We start from the raw sequence: 26,040 nt of genomic DNA, 5'->3' as shown, positions 1-26,040 counted from the left end.
AAGATCTGATAATATAGTTTTTCTTTTTTAAGAATTTGATAATTAAGAGCTGGCTGTGTCAAAACTGTGTAAAAATCGACAGTTTATATTTGTGATATTTTTATCGTTAGCATCAGGTACAACTAGAATTTTATGAATATTTTTGCGTTTGAAATTTAAATAATAATATTTATGAATAGTACAAAAGCCATAGATCTAAATGCACATGCGTTATCCTGGGTAGGTAAAATTCATTACGATTTTGGATTTTTAGTTCAGAAAGCATTTCAAGAAAATAATATTGATTTATCCAAAGAAGAGTGGAGTGTGTTAAAACGTCTTAATGTTAATGATGGGCAACCACAAAATGACTTGGCTTTTATAACTCATAGAGATAAAACATCAATGACTCGTTTGGTGAATTCTATGGAAAGTAAAGACCTTGTAGTCCGCAGAAGTGATGAAAATGACAGAAGAGTTAATCGTATTTTTCTAACAGATCATGGAAAAGAAATAATTCAAACCGTACAACCAATAATGTATGATTTGATCCCTGCAGTACAAGAAAGTCTTACCGAAGAAGAAATAGAAACTTTAATTGCTACTCTTAAAAAGGTAAAATCTAAAATTGCAGAGATAGCAGAAGAATAAGAATACACATAATTTGATCATAAAAAACACCTATCTCGTAGGTGTTTTTTTCGTTTTAGTCGATTAGTAAATAAGGTGTTTTACTTTTTATGACTTCTTTAACTGCAAGCGACTCCTGATGTTGATAGTTTTGTAGCACTTTTCAAGACAATGTCTGAACTTGCTAAATGAATTATGAGAAAAACTATACTTTCTATCCTTGGATTAATATTGATTATAGGTGCCGTATTTGGTGCCAAGATGATAATTGATAGTAAAAGAAGACCAAAACCTAAACCATCCAAAGTTGTCAAAACTGTTTTTGTAGATACCGTAAAAAATAAGGTAATACCTATTCAAATAACTGCAAACGGAAATCTAACTGCCAAAAGGAGATTAGAGCTGTTTTCTGAAGTTCAGGGTATTTTTAAAGGAGGAACAAAACTTTTTAAAACAGGACAAAAATATCAGAGAGGGCAGGCACTGATTCGTATCGATGCTTCTGAGTATTATGCAACCGTGCAATCGGCAAAAAGTAATCTATATAATTTGGTTACTTCAATAATGCCAGATTTGCGATTAGATTATCCTGAAATCTATGATAAATGGCAGAACTACCTGACCAATTTTGATATGGACAAAGCGACTCCCGAACTTCCGGAAACTACCTCAGAAAAAGAAAAATATTTTATAACAGGAAGAAATATTTATTCGACCTATTATAATGTCAAAAACCTTGAGCAGCGATTAGCAAAATATGTAATCTCTGCTCCTTTTGATGGCGTTTTGGCAGAAGCTTTAGTAACAGAAGGAACCCTTATACGCCAAGGTCAGAAATTAGGCGAGTTTATAGATACCAGGGTATATGAAATGGAAGTAGCGATCGGAAAAGAATATAGTGATTTGCTTAAAGAAGGCGAATCTGTAATGCTATCCAATCTTAATAAAACTAAAACCTTTACAGGAACAGTATCCAGAATTAATGGTAGAGTAGATCAAGCGTCACAGACCATTACTACTTTTATAGAAGTAAAAGATGCTTCTTTAAGAGAAGGAATGTATCTAGAGGCAAATCTAAATACCAGGAATGAAAAAGATGCTATAGAAATAGATAGAAATCTTTTACAAGAAGAAAATAAAATCTTTGTGGTAAGAGATAGTATTTTGGATATCATTAATGTGGATCCAGTTTATTTTTCTGATAAAAAAGTGGTGATCAAAGGAGTTCCAGAAGAAACCATTATTGTTACAAAAAGCGTTCCTGGTGCATATGCTGGTATGTTAGTCAGGGTGTATGAAGAAAAGAGTAGTAAGGCAAGATCTAATCAGAAGCCTGCGTATACTAATAAAAACCAATAACCTATGCGCAAAATTATTGCTTATTTTATCAAATACCATGTTGCAGTAAATGTTGTAGTAATCGCATTTTTTATTTTTGGTATTGCTGGAGCACTGGCGTTAAAGTCTTCGTTTTTTCCATTAAGTGATTCTAAAAATATATCAATTAATATAACTTATCCAGGAGCTTCACCGTTAGAGGTAGAAGAAGGTATCGTTCTTAAGATAGAAGATAATTTAAAAGGATTACAAGGTGTAGAGCGAGTAACTTCTACTTCCAGAGAAAATAGTGGAACGATCAATGTCGAAATTGAAAAAGGAAAAGACGTTGATTTTATGTTGTTGGAGGTTAAAAATGCAGTAGATCGCGTTCCTTCTTTTCCTACCGGAATGGAACCATTGGTTGTTGCAAAGCGAGAAGCAGTACGACCCACTATAAACTTTGCAGTAAGTGGTAAGCAAATATCTCTTGCGACCTTGAAACAAATTAGTCGTCAGATCGAAAATGACCTGAGAGCCATTGACGGAATTTCTCAAATTACTATTTCAGGATATCCAGAAGAAGAAATTGAGATTGCTGTAGATGAAAATAGTTTATTGGCGTATAATCTAAGTTTTAATCAAGTATCTCAGGCAGTGAGTCAGGCTAATATATTGACTACAGGAGGAACGATTAAAACTGAAGCTGAAGAATATCTGATTAGAGCAAATAATCGTTCGTATTACGGAAGCGAATTATCTAATTTAATAGTAAGAACTGACCTTTCAGGACGTACAATACGATTAAAAGATGTAGCCCAAATACGAGATCGTTTTTCAGAAACACCGAATGCTACATATTTTAATGGAGATCTGGCTGTAGATGTACAAATAACCAGTACTAATACAGAAGACTTAATATCATCTGCAGAAAATGTAAAAGCATATATCGAGGATTTTAATCAGAAATATAATAATGTTCAGTTAAATGTTATTAGTGATCGATCAATCACTTTAGTACAACGTACTGAGCTTCTAACTGAAAATGCAATCATCGGGATGATTTTGGTGTTGATTTTTCTATCACTATTCCTCAATACTCGTTTGGCATTTTGGGTTGCATTTGGATTGCCTGTTGCTTTTTTAGGAATGTTCATTTTTGCCGGACAGTTTGATGTTACCATCAATGTATTATCACTATTTGGGATGATTATCGTGATTGGTATCCTCGTGGATGATGGGATAGTAATTGCAGAAAATATCTATCAACATTATGAAAAAGGTAAAAGCCCGGTACAAGCAGCTATCGATGGAACGATGGAAGTTATACCTCCTATAGTTTCAGCAATAGTAACTACGATATTAGCATTCAGTATTTTTTTGTTTCTGGATGGGCAAATCGGAGAGTTTTTTGGAGAAGTCTCTGTAATTGTAATTCTTACATTGGCAGTATCTCTGATAGAAGCTTTAATTATTTTACCAGCACATTTGGCGCATTCAAAAGCTTTAAAAACTCAACAGTCAAAACCTAAGACAACTATTGGACAATTGTTTGCCAAGTTGCGATATATTAATACATTCGGAGATCGTATTATGCGATGGTTGAGAGACAAACTCTATAGCCCGCTACTGCGTTTTGCTCTTAATTATAAGTTTTTTACGTTTTCCTTTTTTGTTGTTCTGCTGTTATTAACTATTGGAACTATAGGAGGAGGAATTGTGCGTACTTCTATTTTTCCTCAGGTTGCCAGTGATCAGTTACGAATTAATCTAGAAATGCCTAATGGTACTAATGAAAGAACAACGGATAGTATTATTTCATTAATAGAAAAAAGAGCAGTAGAAGTAGATCGGGAACTCACAGAAGAGTATTTAAAAGACCCAATATATCAAGGCAAAAACCTGTTCAAAAATATAATTAGTAATAGAGGTCCTGGATCTTCTACGGCATCGCTTGTGGTAAATCTTTTGCCAGGAGAAGATCGCCCTAATGAGGTTTCTTCCTCGTTAGTTGCTAATAGTATCCGTCAGAAAATGGGAGAAGTTATTGGCGTAGAGAGTTTAGTATACGGAAGTGGAGGTAATTTTGGAGGAAGACCAGTTTCTGTATCCTTATTAGGAAATAATATAGCAGAGCTAAAAGCAGCAAAAAAGGAATTAAAAGATATATTGGTAGCTAATTCATTATTAAAAGATGTTACTGATAATGACCCTGCGGGTATAAAAGAAATCAAATTACAGCTTAAAGAAAGTGCTTATTTGTTGGGCTTAAATCTCACAGATGTGATGAGACAAGTAAGATCTGGTTTTTTTGGTGTCCAGGCACAACGTTTTCAAAGAGGACAGGACGAGATAAGGGTTTGGGTACGTTATGATCGAGATAATCGTTCCTCTATAGCTGATCTTGAGGATATGCGTATTAGTACGCCTTCTGGAAACCGAATACCACTTACAGAAATTGCTAACTATAGTATAGAACGTGGTGATGTAGCAGTTAATCATTTAGATGGACGAAGAGAAATTCAGATTTCTGCTGATCTTAAAGACCCAGAAACGACCAGTTCTACCGATATTTTAACTGAAATAAGAACAGTTACTATGCCAGAGATTCTTTCAAAGTATCCTACAGTAACACCTTCATATGAAGGGCAAAATAGAGAAGCAGGAAAATTCCTGGGATCCTTGGGGCCAGTTGGTCTAACAGTATTAGTATTGATTTATATAACTATTGCTTTTACATTTAGAAGCTATAGCCAACCATTATTACTACTGTTACTGATACCTTTAAGTTTACCTGCAGTAGCTTTGGGACATTGGGCACACGGATTTTCTATTAACTTGCTATCACTTCTAGGGATTATTGCATTGATAGGTATTATGGTAAATGACGGTTTGGTACTTATCGGTAAATTTAATAGTAACTTAAGAGATGGGTTAAGTTTTGATGAGGCGATATATGAAGCAGGACGATCACGTTTCAGAGCTATTTTCCTAACCTCTCTTACAACCATAGCTGGATTAGCACCATTGATTTTTGAACCAAGTCGCCAAGCAAAATTCTTAATACCCATGGCAATTTCGATTGCATACGGTATTGGTTTTGCCACAGTACTTACACTACTAGTTTTACCATTATTCTTATCATTCAATAATAATATAAAAGTAGGAGCAAAATGGCTGTATACAGGTAACAAAATCACAAAAGAAGAAGTAGAACGAGCAATAAAAGAACAAAAAGAAGAAAATGAAGAGCATTAAAAATAAGAGCAAATACATCCTCAATCTGGTTGTCTTGCTAATGTTGACTTCGGGAACTATACTTGCTCAACAGTTAACCAAAGAAGAAGCTATCAGACTCACATTAGAAAATAATTTTGGGATATTGATAGCAACAAATAATATTGAAGTTGCAAAGAATAATAAAGGAGTTTTAAATTCAGGGTATTTACCGAGTTTATCAGGAAATGCAGGTGCAAATTACCAATCAGCCAGTTCAAACACCTCTTTTCAAGGAGCTCTGGATCCCAATACTGGTGAGTTACGACCAGATGTTGAAATTGATGATGCAGAAACGCAACGTTATAATGCTGGATTAAATCTTAATTATACCCTGTTTGATGGATTAGGACGTTACTACAATTATAAGCGATTAAAAGAACAGTATAACCTGACCGAATTACAAGCTAGAGAAACAATTGAAAATACCATTTTACAGTTGTTTACAATTTATTATGAAGTAGCTCGATTGTCAGAGAATATTGATATTTTAGAAGAAACATTAGAGATTTCACAGGAGAGAGTTACCAGATCTAATTATCAGTTTGAGTATGGTCAAAATACCAAGTTAAATGTGTTGAATGCTCAGGTAGATGTTGCTAATGATAGTATTAATTTATTAAATACCAGGCAACAGCTGTTTAATACCAAGCGAGATTTAAACATTATTCTAAACGAAGAATTAGAAAAACAATTTGAGGTAGATACCACTATAAAATTTACATCTGAGTTAGAGTTGAATGATTATTTAGAAAAAGCCACAGAAAACAATGTAACACTACTTCAAAACCAGAGCAATATACGTATCAGTAATTATGATCTTAAAGTAAGTAAATCTGGATACTTGCCAAGTGTAGGGCTAACCGGATCTTACGGCTGGAATCAGTCAAGAAACCCTCCATCAGCCTTTTTTCCAGGTAACGTAGCAGATACCTATACATTGGCAGGAGGAGTAAGTTTAACATGGAATATTTTTGATGGTGGGGGAACGATTACTAGAGTGAAAAATGCCAAAATAGCACTGGATAATCAAGAGTTGTTAAAGGGTCAGATTACATCACAAGTAGAAAGAGATATTGCTAATGCATTGGGTAATTATGAGAACCGATTAAAGGTGTATGGGATTCAACAACAGAACGTAATAACCAATCAAAATAATTTTGAACGCTCGCGCGAACGCTTTAAACTTGGGCAGATCACCTCTATAGAGTTTAGACAAGCTCAGATTAACTTAATCAACGCTCAAACCAATAAAAATTTAGCTAAGTATGATGCAAAGCTAGCAGAACTTCAATTGCTGCAACTTACAGGGCAGTTATTAAATATAGATTTCTAATCTTTTTGTGATTTTTCTAAAGATGATGACGAATTAATAATGAGGATATATGTTTGAACACTTTTTTCAATGTCCGTATTGCTGGGAAGAAATTTCAATGCTTCTGGATCCCTCAGTTACCAATCAGATATATGTAGAAGATTGCGAAGTGTGTTGTAACCCAATCCAATTACATCCTAGATTTGAAGATAGAGAACTAATAAGTTTTGAAGCAATTAATATTGAGCAATAGAGTAAGGTAAAAACCATTAACAAGTAACTCAATTCCTATAAATAAAGGATTCACCTTAAGATTACAACCATTCATCGATACTTATTATTCAGCTTATCGAAATAAATACAGTAGCGCTAGAAGTTTTGCCATCTTTGTAATGTAATCAAAGAGAAATAAACGATTAAAAACATATAAAAAATACGGTAGGTCGTTTCTAACAACCCCGATTAGCTCTCGACCTACTAATCTTATAACTGTCTTTGTATTAAACCTGACAGTGTTGCCCCGAACCAAACTTAGCACGTCATAAGCATAAGAGGTTGATGAAATTCATCAACCTTTTTTTATTAGTATAAAAAGAGTTTTACTCATTACAAAGCACGCTCAACCCACAATTCTGACAAGAATTAGAATCCAATTAGCTTGATGATAACGAGGAATGTTTAATACACGATTAATTATTAAATATTTTTTTGATGACTATGTGGTTTAAAATCAATAGGTAAGAAATGTTTGTGTAAAAAGATTATTAGTTTTTTGTAATAATGCTTTGCGAAACTAAAAAAGGTTGTATATTTGCCGTCCAATAGCGCGGGATAGAGCAGTAGGCAGCTCGTCGGGCTCATAACCCGAAGGTCGCAGGTTCGAGTCCTGCTCCCGCTACGAAGAAAACCAGTTGTGAAAACAACTGGTTTTTTTATACCCGAAAATCTGATGCTGTGCATCAAAGATTGTAGGGTATAAAAAAGTATATGATGCTCTGCATCGCTGGTTTTCTTTGTACAAACACACCCCAAAGGTCCAACGACTGTAAGGAGTTAATCCTGTTCCCGTTACAACAGGTAACCTCTTCATTTTGAATGGGTTGTTTTTTGTTTATAGTCATTGTTATTCTTAATATTTACGTACCGTATTACGTACCGCAAATTTCGATTTTTAACTCTGAGAGCTTTTTTTGCTAAATTGAATTAGATCTTAATAACTTGTCTTTTTTATACAAATGATTGGTTAACAGGAGTATGGGGTGATTTTTGGACGTAGATATTGAATTTTGAATTATCATAAAATCAGAACCTGAGGGTGGACTACCCGACCGAGCTGTATTTAATTGAAACTATCATAGTTTTTGAGAATTAAATAGTAAAAAGAATTCAATTTTCTTATTAATTAAATTTGTATGTAATAAAGTGTGAAAACTGTAGAAATGATTTCAGATAAACTCACCTACCTTAAAAAGTCATAGAACATAAATTGTCGAATTTTGATTTCGATAGACAAATAACAGTCTATGAAAGAGAGCTAGGTAAAATTCTTCGTACTCCTGTCGATGAGTACTCAAATTCAGGAAATATAGAATATGGTATCAATAATATTTTTAGATGCTGTTGGTAATGTAAATTATCCTTTAGGATATATGAGGTCAAAAAAAGATATCTATAAAGAAATTCTCGAATTATTTGAAAAGGAAGAAAAGGAACTAGAAAATCTTTTAACCGTTTACTCTAATCAAGACGATCTTGATGATCATTTATTGAATATGGATGATTTGGATTCATCAGATGAAGAACCTTTAGAAAAACATTTGGATAATTGTAAACTCACCAATGAAGATTGGGGTGTGGAAGTTTGTACATGTCCTGGGGTTTATGTATATAGAAAATACTTGTCAATCGGATTGAGTGAAGAAGAAGCTAAATTAATCTCAGATTATGTTGAGTTTGGATCTGTAATGGAAGAACAAAAAAGAATTAAAGCGGAGAAATTATATGAGAAACATAAGTTTTTAAATCTTAAAGGATTTGAGAGATTGTAAACAAAAAAGTATTTTTTGGGAATACCCCATTTTACTTTTCAGGGAAATAATCGATCAAAGTATTTTTGTTTTCTTTTAAGTCTTTTAAAATAGTATCTAAGGTATTTGCAATCTTTCTTTTCTGAGAAAATGAAAGACTATCACTCAGAGATATATTTATATTATCTGGAGATTTAACCTGAATAGCTCGAATATTGTCTCTAAAATACTCTAAGACCTTCAATAAAATTTGATTGGGTTTTTTAGGTAATTTTATTTCTTCAAAAGCCATCTTAGTAAGTTCAGTAATAAAAATTGATTTTAGAGACAACTTTTCTCTGTCTTTCAAAATTTTTATCAACTTAATTACTTCAATCTTTTGATTCTCAAAATCTCCAAGGTCTCTTTGCTTATGAGGATTCATTTTTAGCTTTGTTGAACCTTTGAAGAATTTGGGGTTTTTAAAAAGGTGATATTCATTTTTACCTCTCACAAAATCTGTTCTTAATGAAGGAACTACATCAATGACTTCTTCAAAACCATTTATATTAAATATCAAACCTATTGAAACTTTTTGCTGACGAACATCCAATAAATCAGGGTCATTGAAATGGTATTTTAAAAATTTAAATAATTCATAATACATATCTTTTTCTCTACAAAAGCTAGTTTTTTTGAACTTAACTAATATGTCTAGATCAGATAATCCGCTCAAAGCCGTTCCAACTACCTTTGAGCCTTGATATGTTGCTTTACCCAGCAGATCAAAACTAAACCTTTTATTAATAGCTGCCCTTATTCTTTTACCTTTTAAAAGTACTTCCCGATCTATGTCATCAGGTTCATAAGTTTCTAATACAGACGCTAAATATTTAATCTCGTCGTTTTCATTTAATATTTCTTCTTTGCTATTAAAGACTAAAAGTAAAAATCCAATAATACGAAAGCTTGCCGCACCAACTATAGCTCCTAATATTCCAGTTATTATAAGTGATTGAAAATCGAATTTTATTTCTGGATTTTCTTCTTTCTTTTCAGATTGATGTACTATGTTCAATATTAAACCAAAGATGCCTCCAACAACGGCTCCAACTTCAGTATAGTTATTTTTAGTCTTTTTCAAAATCAAATTCTATTTAGTCAAGGTGATGGTATCTTGAAATGGAGGTGTAGGTATTATTTTATTAGTGATTTTCTTCGATTTTTTAGGATTCACAGCTTCATTTGGATATGCATCCAGAATTAAAGAAGGTATTAGTCGTTGTGTTAAATCAGAGAATGTAAATCCGTACTCTCTTTTATCCGTTTTACCAGTGATCTGTACCATTTCTTTGATATCATCATCAGTGAAACCAAGTTCAGTTAACGGTTCTTTTAATACTGATAACCTTTGTTCTTTATTTGGCCTACCAAAATTTAAGATATCCGCAGCTCTTCTTTTTATAGCAGGATCTAATGAGTTTAAGCGATTTGTACACATTATAACTGCTGCTGGTAATTTACTGTTACCAATTCTATCGATTCCACGTATAAAAGCATTTACACCAGCTTTATCTTCATGATGCATTTGGTTGCTTTCTCGCGATTGAGTTAAGGCATCAGCTTCGTCTACTAAAAGAATTACTGCACCCTTAGATTTACCTGAAGAATTCTCGAGCTTTCTCGCCTTTTCAATTGTACAATCAAAGGCTAATGATATTAGTTTTGTCATCTCACCAACATGACCTTGACCCCTAGTAGCTAAACTTAGAGGCAGTAATGTAATATCTATTCCTTCTTGTCTAGCAACAGCATCACCAATACATGTTGCTAATTCCGATTTGCCTGATCCAACATCACCTTCTAAAACTACTAATGGAGGTCTTCTTAAAACTATATTGGATATAAGCTTAGCATTAGAATGATATTTTTTTATCCAAGACTTAATTCCTTCGGGATTAATTAGAAGACTCAGGATTTTAGCCATACGACTTTTATGATTCTCTAGTCCAACCAATGCATTGAGTCTTTCTTGAAACTCTACATTAGGATATATAATTGCTTGTTCGAATAAGTCTTCAATTGATGATTTTGTACTCATAATTAATATTTTTTAACACTAAAACGATTAAGTGATTTACTTCCAGAGGTATATGTTTTATCTTGTGATAAATAACCATCTACACCTGGTTCATTTGCTACTGTTCTTTTGAATGGTAAATCATTCTCATACTCGATTTGTTCGGTTGTACTTAAACTATTCCATGCGGAACTATAGGTGAGATAACTCCGAAAAGAAGCTCCATCAACATCAGCACCAAGTGTTATTCTACCGGGATCATTATCAATACCTGACTCACTTGTTAGATCTTCGGCTGTGTATTTTATTGTTGGTTCAATCCAGTTCCCGTTTTTTTGAAACCCATATATTACACTGTCCAAATAGCCATCTTTAAGAAGTTCTATAATCTCGGTTTCGTAATTGGATATATGGCTATCAGAGGGTTTGTCGTAAAATCTTTGTATTCTTTTTAAATCCGTTGCTACTTTTGCTGCTAGATTCTTAGCATCAGCAGATGAGAAGGTCTTATTAAATGTATTGCTATAACTCATAAAATGTTTTTTAAATATGAAATGATGAACCAAATACTTTTTTCCAGTAATAAATAGTCTTTTCTTTTGTAGTAGCAGCTAACGCAGCGTCAATGGCATCCCCTGCATCTATAGCGGCATCTACTATTAAATCTGCCTCAGAGTCTGTATAAAGCTTTGCAGCATTATTTTCTTCATTAACAGGATCAATTATTTGAACAGGTTCTGAAAAAGAACCTATACTATTATAAGGGTAGTAGTCATCAAATGAAATTTGTTCTCTCAGATCTGTTTTTGCTACATAGGTGAAAAAGCTTTGAAGTGCTTCTGGATAATCCGAAAAATTTTGACCATTATCAGCAAGCTTTGCAAAAATTAGCTCAACCATAAATGATTTGAACCTAAATTGGGTGTTTTCATTTTTCAAATTTCTTACCCAGTATTTAGCAAGTCTTATAACTTGAGCAAAATGAGTGTTGTTTTTTGATTTCCTTGCTCGGATAAACTCTAAATGTAGTGGTATGCTAGTCTTTAAAAATGACCCATCATCTTGACTGACAAGATTTCCATACCACTGAGGGTCATTGTAATATAGTATAGGAACTACGTCTACATCTAAGCCTGTTCCTCTAAAAGAAACCTTAACGGAATAAGTTTGTGGTTCTACTTGTTCTGGGCTAAAATTTGGGAAAGCCTTTCTCAATTTCTCTGCCAAATAATCTAATAGTTCATTTATGCTAGATGGTGCAGAATCCCCTTTGACATAACATCCAACATCTATATCATTAATTGATCTTAAAGCAGTACCTTTAGCAAGACTACCTGAGATGATCATTTTTTTTAATACAAAATCCGGATGATCATTTAAATAATTCTTTAGTTTTTCCCTAAGTCTATTAACTTGTTCCCGGTATTCTTTAGCCTTATCACTGGGCAAATTAACTTTATCTGCTGCCCAATTTGCTATATCTTTTTGTGAAACATGTTCTCTTGCCATAATTCTAAATGTTTTGTTTTTATGTTTGCAAGAACCCTATATTTTAAGAGCGGTTCAATACCTTGGTGAGGGTATTTTAAGCATAAAGATTTTTGAGTTTCAAAACATTCATTGTATTGGCATAAAGGTGTGCGTGTGAGTTTACATAATCTAAAAGATATCTATTTTCTATGTTTCTAAATTCTAAATCTCGAGATGGAAATCGTTGATCACCAGAAAAATATAAGACTCCTATCTCCCTGATTAAAAATTCTTTCGTAAAATTCACAATATTCATTTTGAAGTGATTCCCTTCCCAGTATCTGTTTTCTGCATCATTATTGTCTAAAATCATCAAGTCGAAATCACTAGGTAGTAGGTTGCCTTTATTAGCAAGAGCAATTTCAACTTGTTTAAAACTAAGCTCTTTGATTCGTATGTGGACATGATTAAAGGAAACTTTTGAAGATTTTTTCGCAAAAATACGTTCAATAGTATCATTTACTGGAGTTGATGTTTCGCTAATGATCAATATTTGAGATTTTGCTCTTAAATCTGCATTTTCTTTTTCTGTATTTTGAATACGGAGGATAGTGTCTTTTTTTATTTCCTTAACTTTTTCAATAGAACTTTCACATTCTTTTTCTAAGGAAACTACACTTTTTGTGATTTTGCGTTTAAGGTATTCTTTTAGATAATACTTTAAACCGAAAAAACCTACTAGGCTTAAGAATAAACTAATAATTATACCTTGCGTGCCAAGTTTGGTGATAAATAGATTGTTAATTTCGTTTTTATTTTCTAATGTCCGTTCTTTATTTTCTAAAACCTCTTTATAAAGGGGATTAAATTCTTTGTCTATTTTCTGTTGAATCTCAGATTCTGAGATATTAGTAGAGATAGTTTCTTGAGTTATATTGTTTTTCTTCTGAGCTGATAATAATGCGGTAAAACTAATCATAGTGATAAAAAGTGCCTTCTTCATGATTAATGTTTAATGATTATAAAAAATGTCTAATTCTTCTAAAATATCTTTGAGAATCAACCCACTAACTGCATAATTGGTTCTAAACCCTTTAACATTTTCTGTATCACCTGCAAAATGAATTCCTATGACTTTGCCTGAGTCAAAATCAAGTAAAGGGGATCCTGAATTTCCATTCCACGTTGTACAATCATGGAAATAGACATATCTATGAACTCTGGTTTTAGAAAACTTTCCTGGCGCAAATTGTTTTACTCCAGCAAGACTATTAAAATGCTCATCTCTTTTTACTTCATCTTCGAAGCAAGCAGGATATCCAACTACATATATTTTCTCTTTAAAGCTTGGTATTTTATAGGAGAGTTCTAAGCCTTCTGGTAATTGGTTACCCCTATGGTTTTTATCATCAATAAGAAGAAGTGCTATATCTAATTCTCTTCCTTTTGGTATATAAACAACTTGTTTTACATCAAATTCAAGCTCTTCATTGGTTGCGTGTTCTTTTTTAAAATCAATACGAATTCTATAGGGGTCACCCATCCAATCTTCTCTGATTTTATACGTTCCATCTTCGTTACTAGAAGCAAATTTATTGGCAACATGTTTGTTGGTTACTACAATACAAGTATTTTTAAGAAGCCAACCCGTTCCTATCCAATTTCTTCTATCATCACCAGTAATTTCTATTCGTCCAACAGCTGGAATAACCTTAGAAATAGTATCTGTATTATCATTAATATGCCTTTTCCAAGGTGTAGTAATGGCAATGTCTATTTCATCATTATTAATAAGAAATACTGGACGGTCAATGGTTTTTATTATACTTTGTTCCGCACGTTTGTACAAATCCATGTCCTCATTAATCCCGTTAATTGTGGAATGGAATAACATATCAATTACATATGCATCTTCAAAGTCATTCAGAAAAGTTTCTAAACTTTTAAAAAAGGTATTGCCGTTGGTAAAATCAACTCGAAGTTCTATGCTACGCATTATTTCCTCATTGTTGTAATAGGCTTTTAAATTGGCTAGTACATCTTTAGGGGATTGTCGGGAGTTTTTATTTTCCGAAGTTTGTTTTTGTGTATCCATTATACTTGTTTTTGTACGATGACAAGTACGTTAAGGGATACAAAAATGGCAATACCTTGGTAAGGGTATATTTAATTAAATCGGGAGATAAAGTTTAGTCAAAGTCATACCCTCTCTTAAGTGCATAGCTCAATAGCGCATCTCGTCCTTTAAGGTTTAACTTCTTTGTTATATTTTTTCGATGCGTTAATACAGTGTGTTTACTAACAAATAATCTATCGGCAATCTCTTGACTACTCAATCGCTGACCTATCAGCTCTAAGATTTGGTTTTGCGTTTTAGTAAGAAGTTTTTCTTTTTTTATTTCTGCCGTAGAACTTTCATCCTCTAATGGTAAATCAGAATCATAATAAATTTCGCCAGCATATACTGCTCTAATGGCTTCTAAAAGTATGGGTAAGCGAGCATTTTTAAGTAGATATCCCTTGGCACCCGCAGCGATCATCTTATTGACAAAATCTCGTTTTCTAAACATGGTAAACGCAATGACTTTGATGTGCGGATATTTTGCTGTTATTTGTTTTGTGGCTTCAATACCATTTACGTTTGGCATTCTAATATCAATAATGACAACATTTACATGTCTATTTCTCTTGTCTAAGAATTCTAATAAAGCACGCCCGTCATTTACTTTGCCAATAATACTAATGTCCTTTTCAAATTTAAAAAAGACATCTATGCCATCTATTAAACTATTATGGTCCTCGGCAATTACAATGTTAATCATAACGGTATCTCTATTATAAATGTACTTCCTTTGTTGGGGTTAGAATCAATAACCAATTTTCCTTTTAACTCCTCTATCTTTCTCTCCATACTATATAGCCCCAATCCTTTTTGTTTTTTTATTTGAGTTATATCCAACCCAACCCCATTATCTTCCACAATGATGGTTATAGCATTTTCATCGGCTGTAATATCTACTGAGACCTCTGATGATTTCGAATGTTTTACAGCATTGGTAATCAGTTCCGTGGTCATTCGACGTAAATCATTTTCTACAGATACATTAATAATATCGCTTGTTCCATGACTTTGTACTTCAACAGATAATTGATTACTTTCATTTATGATAGCGGCAAAATCTTTAATAATATCAACCCAATAACCAGAATTTCGAGATGCCGAATCTTCCAAATGTGCCATATTTCGCACTTTTTGATAGGCTTCATCCAATAATTTCCTTGTTTTGGATATTAAATTCTCTTCTTCTTGTTGAAAACGATCCTTACTAGCTTTAATATTATCAAAACTCTGCTGAATTGCTATTATCAACCCTCCTAAATTATCGTGTAATTCTCCTGCAATGCGTTGACGTTGAAAATCTTTTTCTTCATTACGAGCATCAATAGCTCGGAGTTCTTTTTCTTTTTCAGCAAGTTCTTTCTTATTTCGGTAGTAAAGTATTAGAATTACACCAATAATAACAACAGCAATTGAAATACTTATGGACAAATATGAACGGTTTTTATGTTTTATGCGTTCAGCATCTAATACTAAATTTTTTTGAGATAATTCTGTAGTCTCTAATAGAGTTAATATGATGTTTTGTTCAGTAATATTAATACTATCCCTGTAGGAAACCATTCTTTTATAATAGAAATAAGCTGAATCTATTTTATTCAAATTTTCATAATTCAAAGATAGATATTGATATAACCCTCTTTTTCTATTATAAACATTTTCTTTGATGGGTAAGTCTTCTGCTTTCAATAGTGTAGCGATAGCTTCATTATAATTACCTTGTAATGTATGTGTATACGCTTTTGTTTTCAAAGAGGAATCCATCCGATCTGGAGAATCTAAGATGTTAGCATAATATAACATACTATCTATATGAATTTCAGTTTGCTTCAAATCATCGGTATAACTTTGATAGAAGACAGCTTTATAATTGTGCAGTTTGTACATTGCAATCGGGGTTCCAATGGTATTTGCATAAAGGCTTGCTTTTTTTAAATGAAAACGAGCATTTTTAGTATTTTTAGGAGTAATTCCTAAAAAGCTTAACCCTAAATGTGCAGTAAGTAATTGTTCTACATTGTCATTCTGATTTGCATTTTCAAAAAACGTTTTTAGATAAGACTCTCCGTCATATTCTAGGAAATCTTGAGAAACTAAAGTGTAGTGTAGATCATAATTAATAGCATTTGCCATTTTTATGTTTCCGCCTGTATTAAATAATTTTTGAGCTTTAAGCTTTAGAGCATAGGCCTTTTCTTCTTGATTATTATATCTGTAGGTATCTCCAAGCACATAATAATACCATGCTTTGTAAGCCTGTGGAAGTTGAGTGCTGTCTACTTTTTTAAGAGCAATAAATGCCTTTGCTATATTACGTTGTTTGAGTTGTAATTTTCCCTGATAATACCAGTGCAAACTACTGTCTTTATCGGGTAGGTGTAATTGTGTGAGTTCACGTTTAAAAATAGTATAGTTTTTATTCTCCAATAGCGAATCTAAGGGAGCTACTTGGGTAAAGGCTTTATTAGATAAGAACAAGCAATATAGCAGAAGCAAGTATTTCAAAATTCGAATTTTTGAGTGTTAATTTACGACTATTTATGCAGGGTCCAACACACCTCCACCAACTGTTCTAGGTTCTTCCTCTTGTTCAGTGATGTTAATATACTTTCCGGCAATAAAATCTTGAAGGAGTTTTATATCGTAATCGTAATCCTTTGAAGAGGTATTAAAGGAAACATGATGTTGGACAAAAAAACGATAGATGGCTTTATGCCAATCTTCAAAACCTTCATCATGAACCGTGATCACCAAAATTTTATCATTTGGGAAACTTGTATGGTCAAAAACAGAGTCTAGATCCAAGGTTTGTCTATCCCAATCTAGATTTTCTGTAGCTAGTTTTCTACGATCAGTAGGATGTCCGTGACTATATATAGTTAGCATACATGGAACATCTTTGCTAGAAATATCATAACAGTTTCTTAGCTTGAGACTATACTCATTTCCTGAATCAGACAAAGCAACCATTGGAATTTCAGTAGCTATTTCAATAGCATTATTCTTTGTACAATATGTTCCTCTGCTATAAAATGTTTGTTTGTGTTCTGGGGTTTCTAAAGATGTCTTTTTTTTCATGATATTATGATTATAAATTATACCTCAAAACTAAATGATATGTGCTATGCAAAACATACCTTGGTGAAGGTAAATTTTGTGTAGAGTAGGGATAACTGATCGAAAATGAATTAAATGATGTGCTCTGTTTTAACTAAGATACTTCCAGAAAAAGAAAAGGACATTCTACAAATAACTTGAATATAATAAGCAAAGCAGCACTCATCACAATAACACTTTTACTAATTCCAAAGGGATTAGTAAAAGTGTTATTGTTTTACTCTATTTAATCCAAAATTTAGAGAAAAAGTTTTAAAATTTTAATGCTGTTAGCTATCGTTGAAGATCCAATTAAATAGCATTTGCACTCTAATCGATAAACCTCAATAATACATTAATTGTCGTTCACGATATATTTTGTGTAGTTCATGTTTTTTCTAATCTAATAACTTGGAAAACAAGTACATGTGTAAATAATTTTATTCGCAGAATCAAATAAAATTATCATGAAAATTAAAGGTATTGAGTTTAATCAGGCCATGCAAATTCCTGAATTAAAAAAATTATACGAAGAGGATCCCAAAAAATTTAAGAAAGATTATGCTGATAATCCTATTAACAATATTGGAGTCTTCAAACTGGTCATTTGGTTTATAGGTATTACAATAATTATATGCATTATTTCTAGTGTTATTATTAGTCTTTGGAAACCAGATATATCGTCCAATGAAATTAGACTAAGAGAAGTTCCAGATCTATTAAAAATGGTTGCATCTGCTGCGATCGGAGCTATTACTGGATTATTAGTTCCTACACCATCTCAAAATCAAAATAATTAGTACAAATAGTTTATTGAATAATTTAAAATCTACGATATATGAATCTAATTAAAAAAACTTCAAGAAATCAAACTCGAGTAATTATTATAGCATTAATGGTACTAATTCAAGGCTGTTCAGTAAGGTTGATTAGTGATTATGATAATATTACTGATAAAACAGTAACTGAACTACAAGAAAAAGTTTCAAACTATTTCGTGAGGCTTGAAAGAACTATAAATAATAATGATGAAGTAAAGTATGAAAATTTCATAAAACAGTTTGATGCAATAAAAGTGGACTTAAATAACATTGAAGTAAGAGCTGCAGCTTTGGAAAAGAATAGAATAATACAAGAAAAAGTAAAAGAACTTAAAAATGCAATCGAGAACTTAGAATCTTCTCATAAAGAGGGCTTTAGTCATTATGATCAAATTAAACCTTTAAAACGCTCGTTTAATGTGATTTTTACTGCAATGGTAAAGTTTCAACTTGCTTTAAAAAGAGGAGAAAAATTAAAAAAAATCAAATAACCTAAAATTTAAAAAATGGCTGAAATAAATGTACAACAGATTTTAGAACAAATGTTAAATGCTGCAAAAGAAGTTCTTGAGAACCATTGGGAAGAAGTAAAACCATTTGCACAACAAGAACTGAAGGCATTAGCGGAAAACCTTCAATTAATAAATAAATTAAAAACTGAAGAAAAGATTACCGAGAAACAAGCTAAGTACTATATGGAAATTCATAAAAGCAGTGTGCGTATTGTTTTTCTAACAATTGAAGGTTTGGGAATTCTAGCAGTGGAAGCCACTATAAATGCAGTATTAGATGTTATAAAAACGACTGTTAACACTACAATTGGATGGTCTATACTGTAAGCATATCATAGTTAATTGAAAAAACACAAAACTTAACTATTCAAATCATCACTTATGAATTTAGAAAATGCACATGCACTTTTAATAGGTGTAGGAGGAGACAATATAGGTATAACTGTGGATGATGCAACTGCCATTGCAGATGTATTAACTGACCCACAAAAAGCATCATATAAAGAAGAAAATGTATGCTTATTAACTGATGAAAAAGCAACAAGATATAATATTCTTGAAAAGCTTCATGAATTAGTAAAAATAACTGAAAACAGACCAGAATCAACAGTTTTTATCTATTATTCTGGGCATGGTGGTAGAGATAAAAAAAATAATAAATATTATCTGTTGCCCAATGGATATGACATGAATAACAAGATAGATACCATGATTGAGGGTAATGAGTTTTCGAGATTGGTCAATCAAATCAAAGCAGAAAGATTACTATTAATTTTAGATTGTTGTCATGCATCAGGGATACTAATTAATGGAAAATCTGTTATCGCAAAAAACCAGAATATTGAAATCAGTAGTTCTAATATAGAACTCATAAATCGCCTAAATACAGGTGAAGGTAAAGTATTTATAACCTCTTGTGATGATGATGAACAATCTTATATTTTAAATAATGCTAAAAATAGCCTGTTTACCGAAGTATTATTAGAAGCATTGGAAGGCAAGGTTAGCAAGGGCAGGAGCTATGTAAGCATGTTAGATATTATTTATCATACAGGTCATGAAGTTTTTAAAAGAATTCAAAAATACGCTCCAGGATATAAGCAAAGACCCATTTATAAATGTATAGAAAATTTATCACCAGATTTTTATATATGTAAAGCTAACATTTTAGAAGAAACTATTGAAAATTACTTCTATTCTAAGAAAAAACTCCAGAAGTTATTAGAAGAACAAGGTGTTTCTACTAGCAATTATACTTTTCATATTTTACATCAATACCCCAAAGGACCACTTGTGGATGCTTACTTAATTGATGATAGTATTATGGAGGCATATGCCAGAGCAATAACATCTAAGAAAGCGCACAGGTTTATAAAAAAAGCAAATAGGCTTAGATTGAGTGCAGATCCAGATGATAAACGAACAACAATAATAGATCCATCTTGTCTAATTCCTAACGAAAATGCAGCTCCGATTGATGTCTGGGAGAATATTTTTGATACAGCTCGTCTGCACGGCCCTAGAATGTTGGCTGCTTTATTATTAGTCGTGCCCAATGACAAACTAAAAGAAGATGTAAGAGAGGAAACAAATCGATTACTTGAAAGATTAAAAACACACAAATAAAACTTACATATATTATGAAATTAAAAGTGATATTACACAAAAATATCCTATTATTTATTTTCTTAATAGGATTATTATTTACTAACGTCGATTCTGCGTTTAGTCAAAATACTTTATGCAAACCATGCCCAGAATTAGCAAAATACTTCGCTGGTAAGCACAGTAAAGCCAATAAGCATATTCAATATGCTGGTTTTAACATTCCAAAAAACTTAGAGGTTGTGTGGAAAAATTTTCCTGCTGTCAGAAAAATAGAAACAGCCTATAAAGCTGCTGAAAATAGGAAGAAAGGGAATGGAGAAAGATTCTTAGCAAAATTAAAAACATCAATAGGGCGAAATTTTGAATCCGTACATCATGACTCAAAGTTAAAGGACTTAGTTGATGATGAGAAAAGAGTAAAATTTAAGAACCTTAAGCAGCCCGGAAAAATTACAGTAAATAAAAATGTTCAAACTCAAATACTAGCAATCAGCAAATATACAGAGACAGGAGCATTTGGTGGAATAAGAGGTGTTTTACAATATAAAATGGAAATACCTGAAGATGACGTTTATGAAATTTTACGAGAAAGTAACTCTTTTACGGATGCCTTTGAACGTGGTTTACATAAAGCAAAAATTCCACCATCACAACAGGAACGTATTAGAATCCTGATAAAAGATCTCATGAAAAAATACCCAAGTGCAAAAGATGACAAAATCCTAATTCAATTTCTAGAAAAGCATAAAAAAATTCGAGCAAAGATAACAGAAATTGTAATTAATGAAATAGTAGTTAATGATGATATAATAGCTGTTTTTGAATCCACCGATGAAATAGAATCTATAACTAAGACCAAAAAATATCAAGACTTTGTAGAGGTAGCACCAGAATATGAGATTGAAAAATTAACTATAAATACTTTTAAAAAAGCAAATATTTCCAAGCAAAGTTCTTATAATGAGTTATTAAAATTTATAAGAAAAAATATTCAAATATCAGATAATGCTATAAATCCAGTGCTTTATGAACCAATAGAAAGTTTTATAACAATTAAAACTGAAGAAATTTTTATAAAATCATATAATGGTAAAGAGGAAAATATAAAACAAGATTTAAAAACCTGTAAAGAAGAATTTAAGCAGTTGCTTAATCAAAAAACTGAAAATAACAAAAAGTTAAAATCGCTAATGACAGAATTAGCTAATGAAAGAGTAAAAAATGTTTCAAATAACACATTTGCCGAAATTGAATCATATTATAAAAATGTTGATAATCATCTTAACACTATTAGTGAGAATAGTCGTTGGGAAAAAATAAGAAAAGATTTTCGCAATAGGATCAATTACAATAATTTAGGTTTTAAAAATAATCAAATAGAAATTTTTAAAATGGTACTTGATGATTGGGATAATTATAAGAATAAAAATAAATTCAAATGGTTTAACAGCAATATTGATGACCTTGAAGAACTATTTCATAATTATTCAAAATCTAGTGGTAAAATAAAAGCTTGTTGGGGGTTTATTTTACAACAACAAGGTTGGGATGGCGCGGTTCACTATTATACTGAAATAGCACCAAATCCTTCAGCGAGAGGAAATCCATATTATCTTCTGAATTATTATTACAATAGCACCAATAAAGACGGAAAAATTGAAAGGCTATATGATAAAGTGACTAATTTCTGGGTTGGAAGGCTATGCCCACCTCACTAGATTCAAATTACAATTACTTGCATCATAAAATAAATAAACTTATGAAAAAAAAATGGTTAGGTATCGCCTTAGACATATATGATGATCCTGATAATGGCAGGAATTTAGTAGCTAGCAATAAAGCTATTACCTATTGGAAAGATATTTTGGAAAATCAATTTGGTTTTACCCATGTAGATACTGAAAACAATAGCCCAATCATCGATAAAAACGCTACTAAAAATAATGTGTTTTCAGCACTCAATAAGATGGTTGAAGCGGCAAATGAGGACGATGTCCATGTGTTTGTATTTGTTGGACACGGTGATTTTCAAGATGATAAATACTCTGTCATAAAAGATGAGATACTATTTGACAGTAATGATCATCACGACGAAAAAATCTTACTATTTGGTTCGGACCAAATTATAGATGATGAATTTAGAGCACTTTTAAACAAAAACAATAAAAAAGGTTTATTCATTCTTATTTTTGATTGTTGTTATTCAGGTAATATAAGGTCAAATAATATATCTGAAGAAGAATATAAAAGAATTGAGCAAGCCAAAACAATGGAGTTAATAGATAAATATGTTCAATTACAATTAGATCAAGACAAAGAAAATATTCTACCAGATAACTTAGCTACAAAGGATAGGACAATTCCAGATATCTTAATTAAGAAAAACCCATTTATAGATAAACTTGAAGAAGCTTATATGGGGACACAAGATATTATGATAGCAAGACAAAATATAAAGAATTCAATAGATGAATTAACCAAAAAGTATCCGCCTTTTTGGTCTAAAGAAAAATCAAATAAAGTTATTTCTAAAAACTATTATCCGGGTTCATTGGAAATTGGCATTATAGAAAAGAACATTGTCGATTTACGTTCTGGCATATTTATGAGGAGTAATCCTATAGAAATAAATTCATATCAAAATGAAATCTTAATCTGTGCATCTTCTGCTTACAAAAAAACATATCAACCAAAGATAGATGGAGAAAACCAGAGTGCTTTCAGTTATTTATTAATAAAAAACATAAAAGAATATCTTTCAAAGGATGAACCCCTAGATTATAAAACTCTTTTGAAGCTTACAATTAATAAACTAGAAAAGGAAAATATTTATTCTTATCCACAGTTGATAGTATCCGCAATCGACCTTTCAACCAAACAAGTATTCACTAAATAAAATTATAGAATTATGAGTAATACAATTACGTATCCCAGGAACCCCAAAGAATTAAATAAAAGCGTTTTGTTAAACTTAGTTTTGAATGACTCAGAAAATTTTCAGATCATTCATAACGAAATCTCAAAAGATCACAGTTATTGTGTTTTAGTTCGTATGAAAGAAGTTTCAGAGGTATCGATTAATGATAAAACATGTTATGAGATAGCCTCGATGGAGTTTCATGTGATACATATTTTTAATCAAAATCCCAATTTGGATCCATTTGCAATTAACGACACTCTTAGTAATGGTTTTGTCAATCTTTCTTCGGCTGAGGATGTAGAAAAACATCAAGAATACCATAATAATTTTGGTGATATGTTGTGTTTGGATGTACATTTAACCAATAAAGAAAGTGAACCTGAACCTAAACTCTTTCAACCAAATACAAAACTTATTTTAGAAAAAGATCAAGTACTCCATTTTTCTATTTTTGTAGATGAAGTACCTGTTGATATTGAAAATGAACAAGCAACAGCAGGCAAACAATGTAGTACGAGAACTGTATGGATAGATAGAATCTGAACCATTAATGAGCTATAAAAACATAAAATACCTATTTTATTTAATGTATGTAATTAGCTTTAAAGCCAATTCACAAAATTGTGAATTGGCTTTAAAGTATTTGAGAGCCTTTGAACCGATCGAAGCATTAGAAGAAATAGATAAATTAGATAACTATTCTTTAAGTAAAAAATTAATAACATTTGAAGCCAATTATTTAATTGATGGAACTGTTAATGCTTTTCCTTTTGCTGAAAATTCTAGCATCAATGAGATTGAAGATCAAGTACTATACAATTTATTTTATGGAGACTATTTAAGAAGAATATCAAGTAAAAAACCTGAAAATACAGCTGGCTTAAAGCAGCAGGCAGATAAATTATATACCGAAGCATTAATATTATCAGAAAAGTTAAATACTATTTATAAAAATGAGTCACTTTGGCGAGTGCTTGACTATTTTGTAAAAAACTCTTCTAGAAATAAAACAGATTTCAAAAACTTTGAAAATTATCTGAATGAGTTTAATAAAATCAATGATCCTAATTATGCTTTTTGGAAGTCTTTTTTTAGGCTCAATTATAAAATTATTGTAACAAGCGAAACTAAAAAAAGAATAGCTATTGAGAATAATGCTTTTTTAAAACTCAGAGAGCTTACCGGTAAAAATAACTACCTGCTAGGACGTTCTTTACAGTTAGAAGCTTTGTATTATGATATTTATTTTAAAAATATCTCTGAATCGCTAAGAATTAATTATTTGGCATATAATAAATACAAAAGTGTCCCTTATTTTTATAGTCAATACCGAAGCGAAACTATCAAATTAAATATTGGATATGACCTAAAGAGTTTAGATAGAAAACAAGAAGCAAAAAAAGTTTTACTATCTATTTTATCTGATTCCATATTCGAAAATTCAGAAAAATTACATAAGTCGGATGTATTTGAAAAATTAATAGAAATTTACAAAAAAGAAGATAAGAAGGATAGCGTAATTTTTTATAGTGAAGAATATATAAACAATGAAAGAGAAGTCGGACGATTTGAGGTTGCTAAAGAAAAAGATAAAAATGCAAGAAGATTTAATTTCGAGAGATTAAAGAAAACGATAGCAAGAAATAGTAAATATTTTATTCTATCACTAATTGGCGTCTTATTAATCGCTCTCTATTCAGTTTTTAGATGGAAAAAATCCGACAAGGCAAAAAAAAGAATTGATATCCAATTGCACAAACTAATTGAAAAAGAGAAGTCATTACGAAATAAAATAGTGGAGAGCGAAAATGAAAAGATTGATAGTGACAAAGAAGTAAAGCTGTTGAGAGACGAAATTGAACAAACTATACAAGAAATAGAACGTTTAAAGAGGATAACTATATTAGAACACATTGTATTAATAAATGGAGTGAGGTTACCAGTATCCGATTTAATGTATATCAAAGCTGATGGTCATTTTTTACATTTTTTTACTAAAGATAATAGAGAATTTGTAATAGGAACTTTAAAAAAAATATTAAATCATTTGCCACCTAATTTTATTCAAGCACATCGTTCTTATATAGTAAATTTGAACTATATATATTATTCGGATAGTATGTGCTTAAGGTTAAAAGACAAAACAGAAATTCCAATTGGAAGAACATACAAAACTGAGGTAAAAAAAATGATCGAATTATCTAATGCTTTAAAATAAAAAAAGTAGTATCTCACTAACTGTGTAAGTTAAAAATATTAGGTGTTGCAAATTTAGATATTTTTTTGTTTAGCTTTAAAATTTGCACAGAGATGAAAATGAAGATTTATTGACCGACGAATTTTTGAAGCAGTTAGAGACAGGCGATGAACTAGATTCATTTTTGAAACAGCTCAAAAAGCTTGGCATTGAAAAAATGCTTGAATGTATTTATAGTTCAGGTGTGCGGTTTTGGTGCGTGGTTTTGCTGGTATTTGTGTCAATTTGCAGATGTTTATTTTTTTTAAACATTGATAATCAGCGTTGTGATTAGTGTAGTTTTCACCCTCATAACCCGAAGGTCGCAGGTTCGAGTCCTGCTCCCGCTACAAAGAAAACCAGTTGTGAAAACAACTGGTTTTCTTTGTACAAGCCTCCTTAAAAGGTCCAACGACTGTAAGGAGTTAATCCTGTTCCTGTTACTAAAAAAACCTCAGAATATTCCTAAAGCTTTTTTTATCGTTGAAGATTTAATAAATCTTGACAGGACAAGAAGAAGTTTATTTTAAGCGAAGTAAAAGTGGGAGGAAGCCCTAATTCTACTATGATTAGTTGTATGAAGAATTAATTAGATAAAAGACCTTAGAACAGCAAATATTCATTATATAGTATTTATGATTATAATGGATTACTG

General features: G+C 31.6%; 23 protein-coding genes and 1 tRNA gene. 15 read left to right on the top strand and 9 right to left on the bottom strand.

The features are described 5' to 3' along the window. The first annotated feature begins 171 nt into the window (after window positions 1–171). The 7 genes from U0D62_RS03760 to U0D62_RS03730 all read left to right on the top strand — a co-directional run bounded on the left by U0D62_RS03760 (window position 172) and on the right by U0D62_RS03730 (window position 8,565). Complete coding sequence (locus U0D62_RS03760; protein WP_322193975.1) at window positions 172–630, top strand: MarR family winged helix-turn-helix transcriptional regulator; 459 nt, start codon at window positions 172–174, stop codon at window positions 628–630. Window positions 631–804: 174 nt separating this feature from the next. Then, window positions 805–1,968, top strand: a complete 1,164-nt coding sequence (locus U0D62_RS03755) for an efflux RND transporter periplasmic adaptor subunit (RefSeq protein ID WP_322193973.1) — start codon at window positions 805–807, stop codon at window positions 1,966–1,968. Window positions 1,969–1,971: 3 nt separating this feature from the next. Further along, window positions 1,972–5,184, top strand: coding sequence for an efflux RND transporter permease subunit (locus U0D62_RS03750; RefSeq protein WP_322193971.1), 3,213 nt, complete (start codon window positions 1,972–1,974; stop codon window positions 5,182–5,184). Further along, a complete protein-coding gene (locus tag U0D62_RS03745) occupies window positions 5,171–6,538 on the top strand; it encodes a TolC family protein (protein WP_416135529.1) in 1,368 nt (455 codons plus the stop codon). Before U0D62_RS03750 ends, U0D62_RS03745 begins: the two co-directional genes overlap by 14 nt. 49 nt (window positions 6,539–6,587) lie before the next feature. Beyond that, window positions 6,588–6,770 (top strand): CPXCG motif-containing cysteine-rich protein, encoded by a 183-nt coding sequence (locus U0D62_RS03740; RefSeq protein WP_322193969.1) that lies wholly within the window; start codon window positions 6,588–6,590, stop codon window positions 6,768–6,770. A 572-nt stretch (window positions 6,771–7,342) separates the two neighbouring features. Further along, a tRNA-Met gene (locus U0D62_RS03735) sits at window positions 7,343–7,415 on the top strand. A 694-nt stretch (window positions 7,416–8,109) separates the two neighbouring features. Next, window positions 8,110–8,565, top strand: coding sequence for a hypothetical protein (locus U0D62_RS03730; protein WP_322193968.1), 456 nt, complete (start codon window positions 8,110–8,112; stop codon window positions 8,563–8,565). 31 nt (window positions 8,566–8,596) lie between these two features. On the opposite strand, the gene U0D62_RS03725 is transcribed toward U0D62_RS03730, so the two are convergent. The 9 genes from U0D62_RS03725 to U0D62_RS03685 form a co-directional block, all read right to left on the bottom strand. Further along, on the bottom strand, window positions 8,597–9,667 hold the full coding sequence (locus tag U0D62_RS03725) for a nucleotidyltransferase family protein (RefSeq protein ID WP_322193967.1): 1,071 nt from the start codon (window positions 9,665–9,667) through the stop codon (window positions 8,597–8,599). A 9-nt stretch (window positions 9,668–9,676) separates the two neighbouring features. Further along, a complete protein-coding gene (locus tag U0D62_RS03720; protein WP_322193966.1) occupies window positions 9,677–10,624 on the bottom strand; it encodes an AAA family ATPase in 948 nt (315 codons plus the stop codon). 2 nt (window positions 10,625–10,626) lie between these two features. Then, window positions 10,627–11,136: an HORMA-1 domain-containing protein gene (locus U0D62_RS03715; RefSeq protein ID WP_322193964.1), complete on the bottom strand. Its 510-nt coding sequence runs from the start codon at window positions 11,134–11,136 to the stop codon at window positions 10,627–10,629. Between the two features lie 10 nt (window positions 11,137–11,146). After that, window positions 11,147–12,112, bottom strand: a complete 966-nt coding sequence (locus tag U0D62_RS03710) for a CBASS oligonucleotide cyclase (RefSeq protein WP_322193963.1) — start codon at window positions 12,110–12,112, stop codon at window positions 11,147–11,149. Between the two features lie 76 nt (window positions 12,113–12,188). Further along, window positions 12,189–13,076, bottom strand: coding sequence for a hypothetical protein (locus U0D62_RS03705; protein ID WP_322193962.1), 888 nt, complete (start codon window positions 13,074–13,076; stop codon window positions 12,189–12,191). Window positions 13,077–13,085: 9 nt separating this feature from the next. Continuing rightward, window positions 13,086–14,168 carry a trypsin-like serine peptidase gene (locus tag U0D62_RS03700; protein ID WP_322193961.1) on the bottom strand — a complete coding sequence of 361 codons (1,083 nt, stop codon included), beginning with the start codon at window positions 14,166–14,168 and terminating at the stop codon, window positions 13,086–13,088. A gap of 94 nt (window positions 14,169–14,262) precedes the next feature. Continuing rightward, on the bottom strand, window positions 14,263–14,895 hold the full coding sequence (locus tag U0D62_RS03695) for a response regulator transcription factor (protein ID WP_322193960.1): 633 nt from the start codon (window positions 14,893–14,895) through the stop codon (window positions 14,263–14,265). Beyond that, window positions 14,892–16,697, bottom strand: a complete 1,806-nt coding sequence (locus U0D62_RS03690; protein ID WP_322193959.1) for a sensor histidine kinase — start codon at window positions 16,695–16,697, stop codon at window positions 14,892–14,894. Before U0D62_RS03690 ends, U0D62_RS03695 begins: the two co-directional genes overlap by 4 nt. Window positions 16,698–16,730: 33 nt before the next feature. Further along, window positions 16,731–17,270: a hypothetical protein gene (locus U0D62_RS03685; RefSeq protein ID WP_322193958.1), complete on the bottom strand. Its 540-nt coding sequence runs from the start codon at window positions 17,268–17,270 to the stop codon at window positions 16,731–16,733. A gap of 485 nt (window positions 17,271–17,755) precedes the next feature. Here U0D62_RS03685 and U0D62_RS03680 point away from each other — a divergent pair, with 485 nt between their 5' ends. From U0D62_RS03680 to U0D62_RS03645, 8 genes are read left to right on the top strand one after another with little or no spacing between them, the layout of a single operon-like run. Then, window positions 17,756–18,088, top strand: coding sequence for a hypothetical protein (locus U0D62_RS03680; protein WP_322193957.1), 333 nt, complete (start codon window positions 17,756–17,758; stop codon window positions 18,086–18,088). A gap of 38 nt (window positions 18,089–18,126) precedes the next feature. Further along, window positions 18,127–18,600, top strand: a complete 474-nt coding sequence (locus U0D62_RS03675; RefSeq protein WP_322193956.1) for a hypothetical protein — start codon at window positions 18,127–18,129, stop codon at window positions 18,598–18,600. Between the two features lie 15 nt (window positions 18,601–18,615). Next, entirely contained in the window at window positions 18,616–18,948 is a 333-nt protein-coding gene (locus U0D62_RS03670) for a hypothetical protein (RefSeq protein ID WP_322193955.1), read from the top strand. Between the two features lie 54 nt (window positions 18,949–19,002). Beyond that, window positions 19,003–20,247: a caspase family protein gene (locus tag U0D62_RS03665; protein WP_322193954.1), complete on the top strand. Its 1,245-nt coding sequence runs from the start codon at window positions 19,003–19,005 to the stop codon at window positions 20,245–20,247. Between the two features lie 14 nt (window positions 20,248–20,261). Beyond that, window positions 20,262–21,947: a hypothetical protein gene (locus tag U0D62_RS03660; RefSeq protein ID WP_322193953.1), complete on the top strand. Its 1,686-nt coding sequence runs from the start codon at window positions 20,262–20,264 to the stop codon at window positions 21,945–21,947. A 41-nt stretch (window positions 21,948–21,988) separates the two neighbouring features. Continuing rightward, window positions 21,989–23,125 carry a caspase family protein gene (locus tag U0D62_RS03655; protein ID WP_322193952.1) on the top strand — a complete coding sequence of 379 codons (1,137 nt, stop codon included), beginning with the start codon at window positions 21,989–21,991 and terminating at the stop codon, window positions 23,123–23,125. A 12-nt stretch (window positions 23,126–23,137) separates the two neighbouring features. Next, window positions 23,138–23,692, top strand: a complete 555-nt coding sequence (locus U0D62_RS03650) for a hypothetical protein (protein WP_322193951.1) — start codon at window positions 23,138–23,140, stop codon at window positions 23,690–23,692. 43 nt (window positions 23,693–23,735) lie between these two features. Next, entirely contained in the window at window positions 23,736–25,367 is a 1,632-nt protein-coding gene (locus U0D62_RS03645; RefSeq protein ID WP_322193950.1) for a LytR/AlgR family response regulator transcription factor, read from the top strand. Window positions 25,368–26,040 lie beyond the last annotated feature (673 nt).

Source organism: Aquimarina callyspongiae (assembly GCF_034322225.1).
In the GTDB taxonomy this organism is placed as follows: domain Bacteria; phylum Bacteroidota; class Bacteroidia; order Flavobacteriales; family Flavobacteriaceae; genus Aquimarina.
This window is presented reverse-complemented; position numbering and strand designations above follow the sequence as displayed.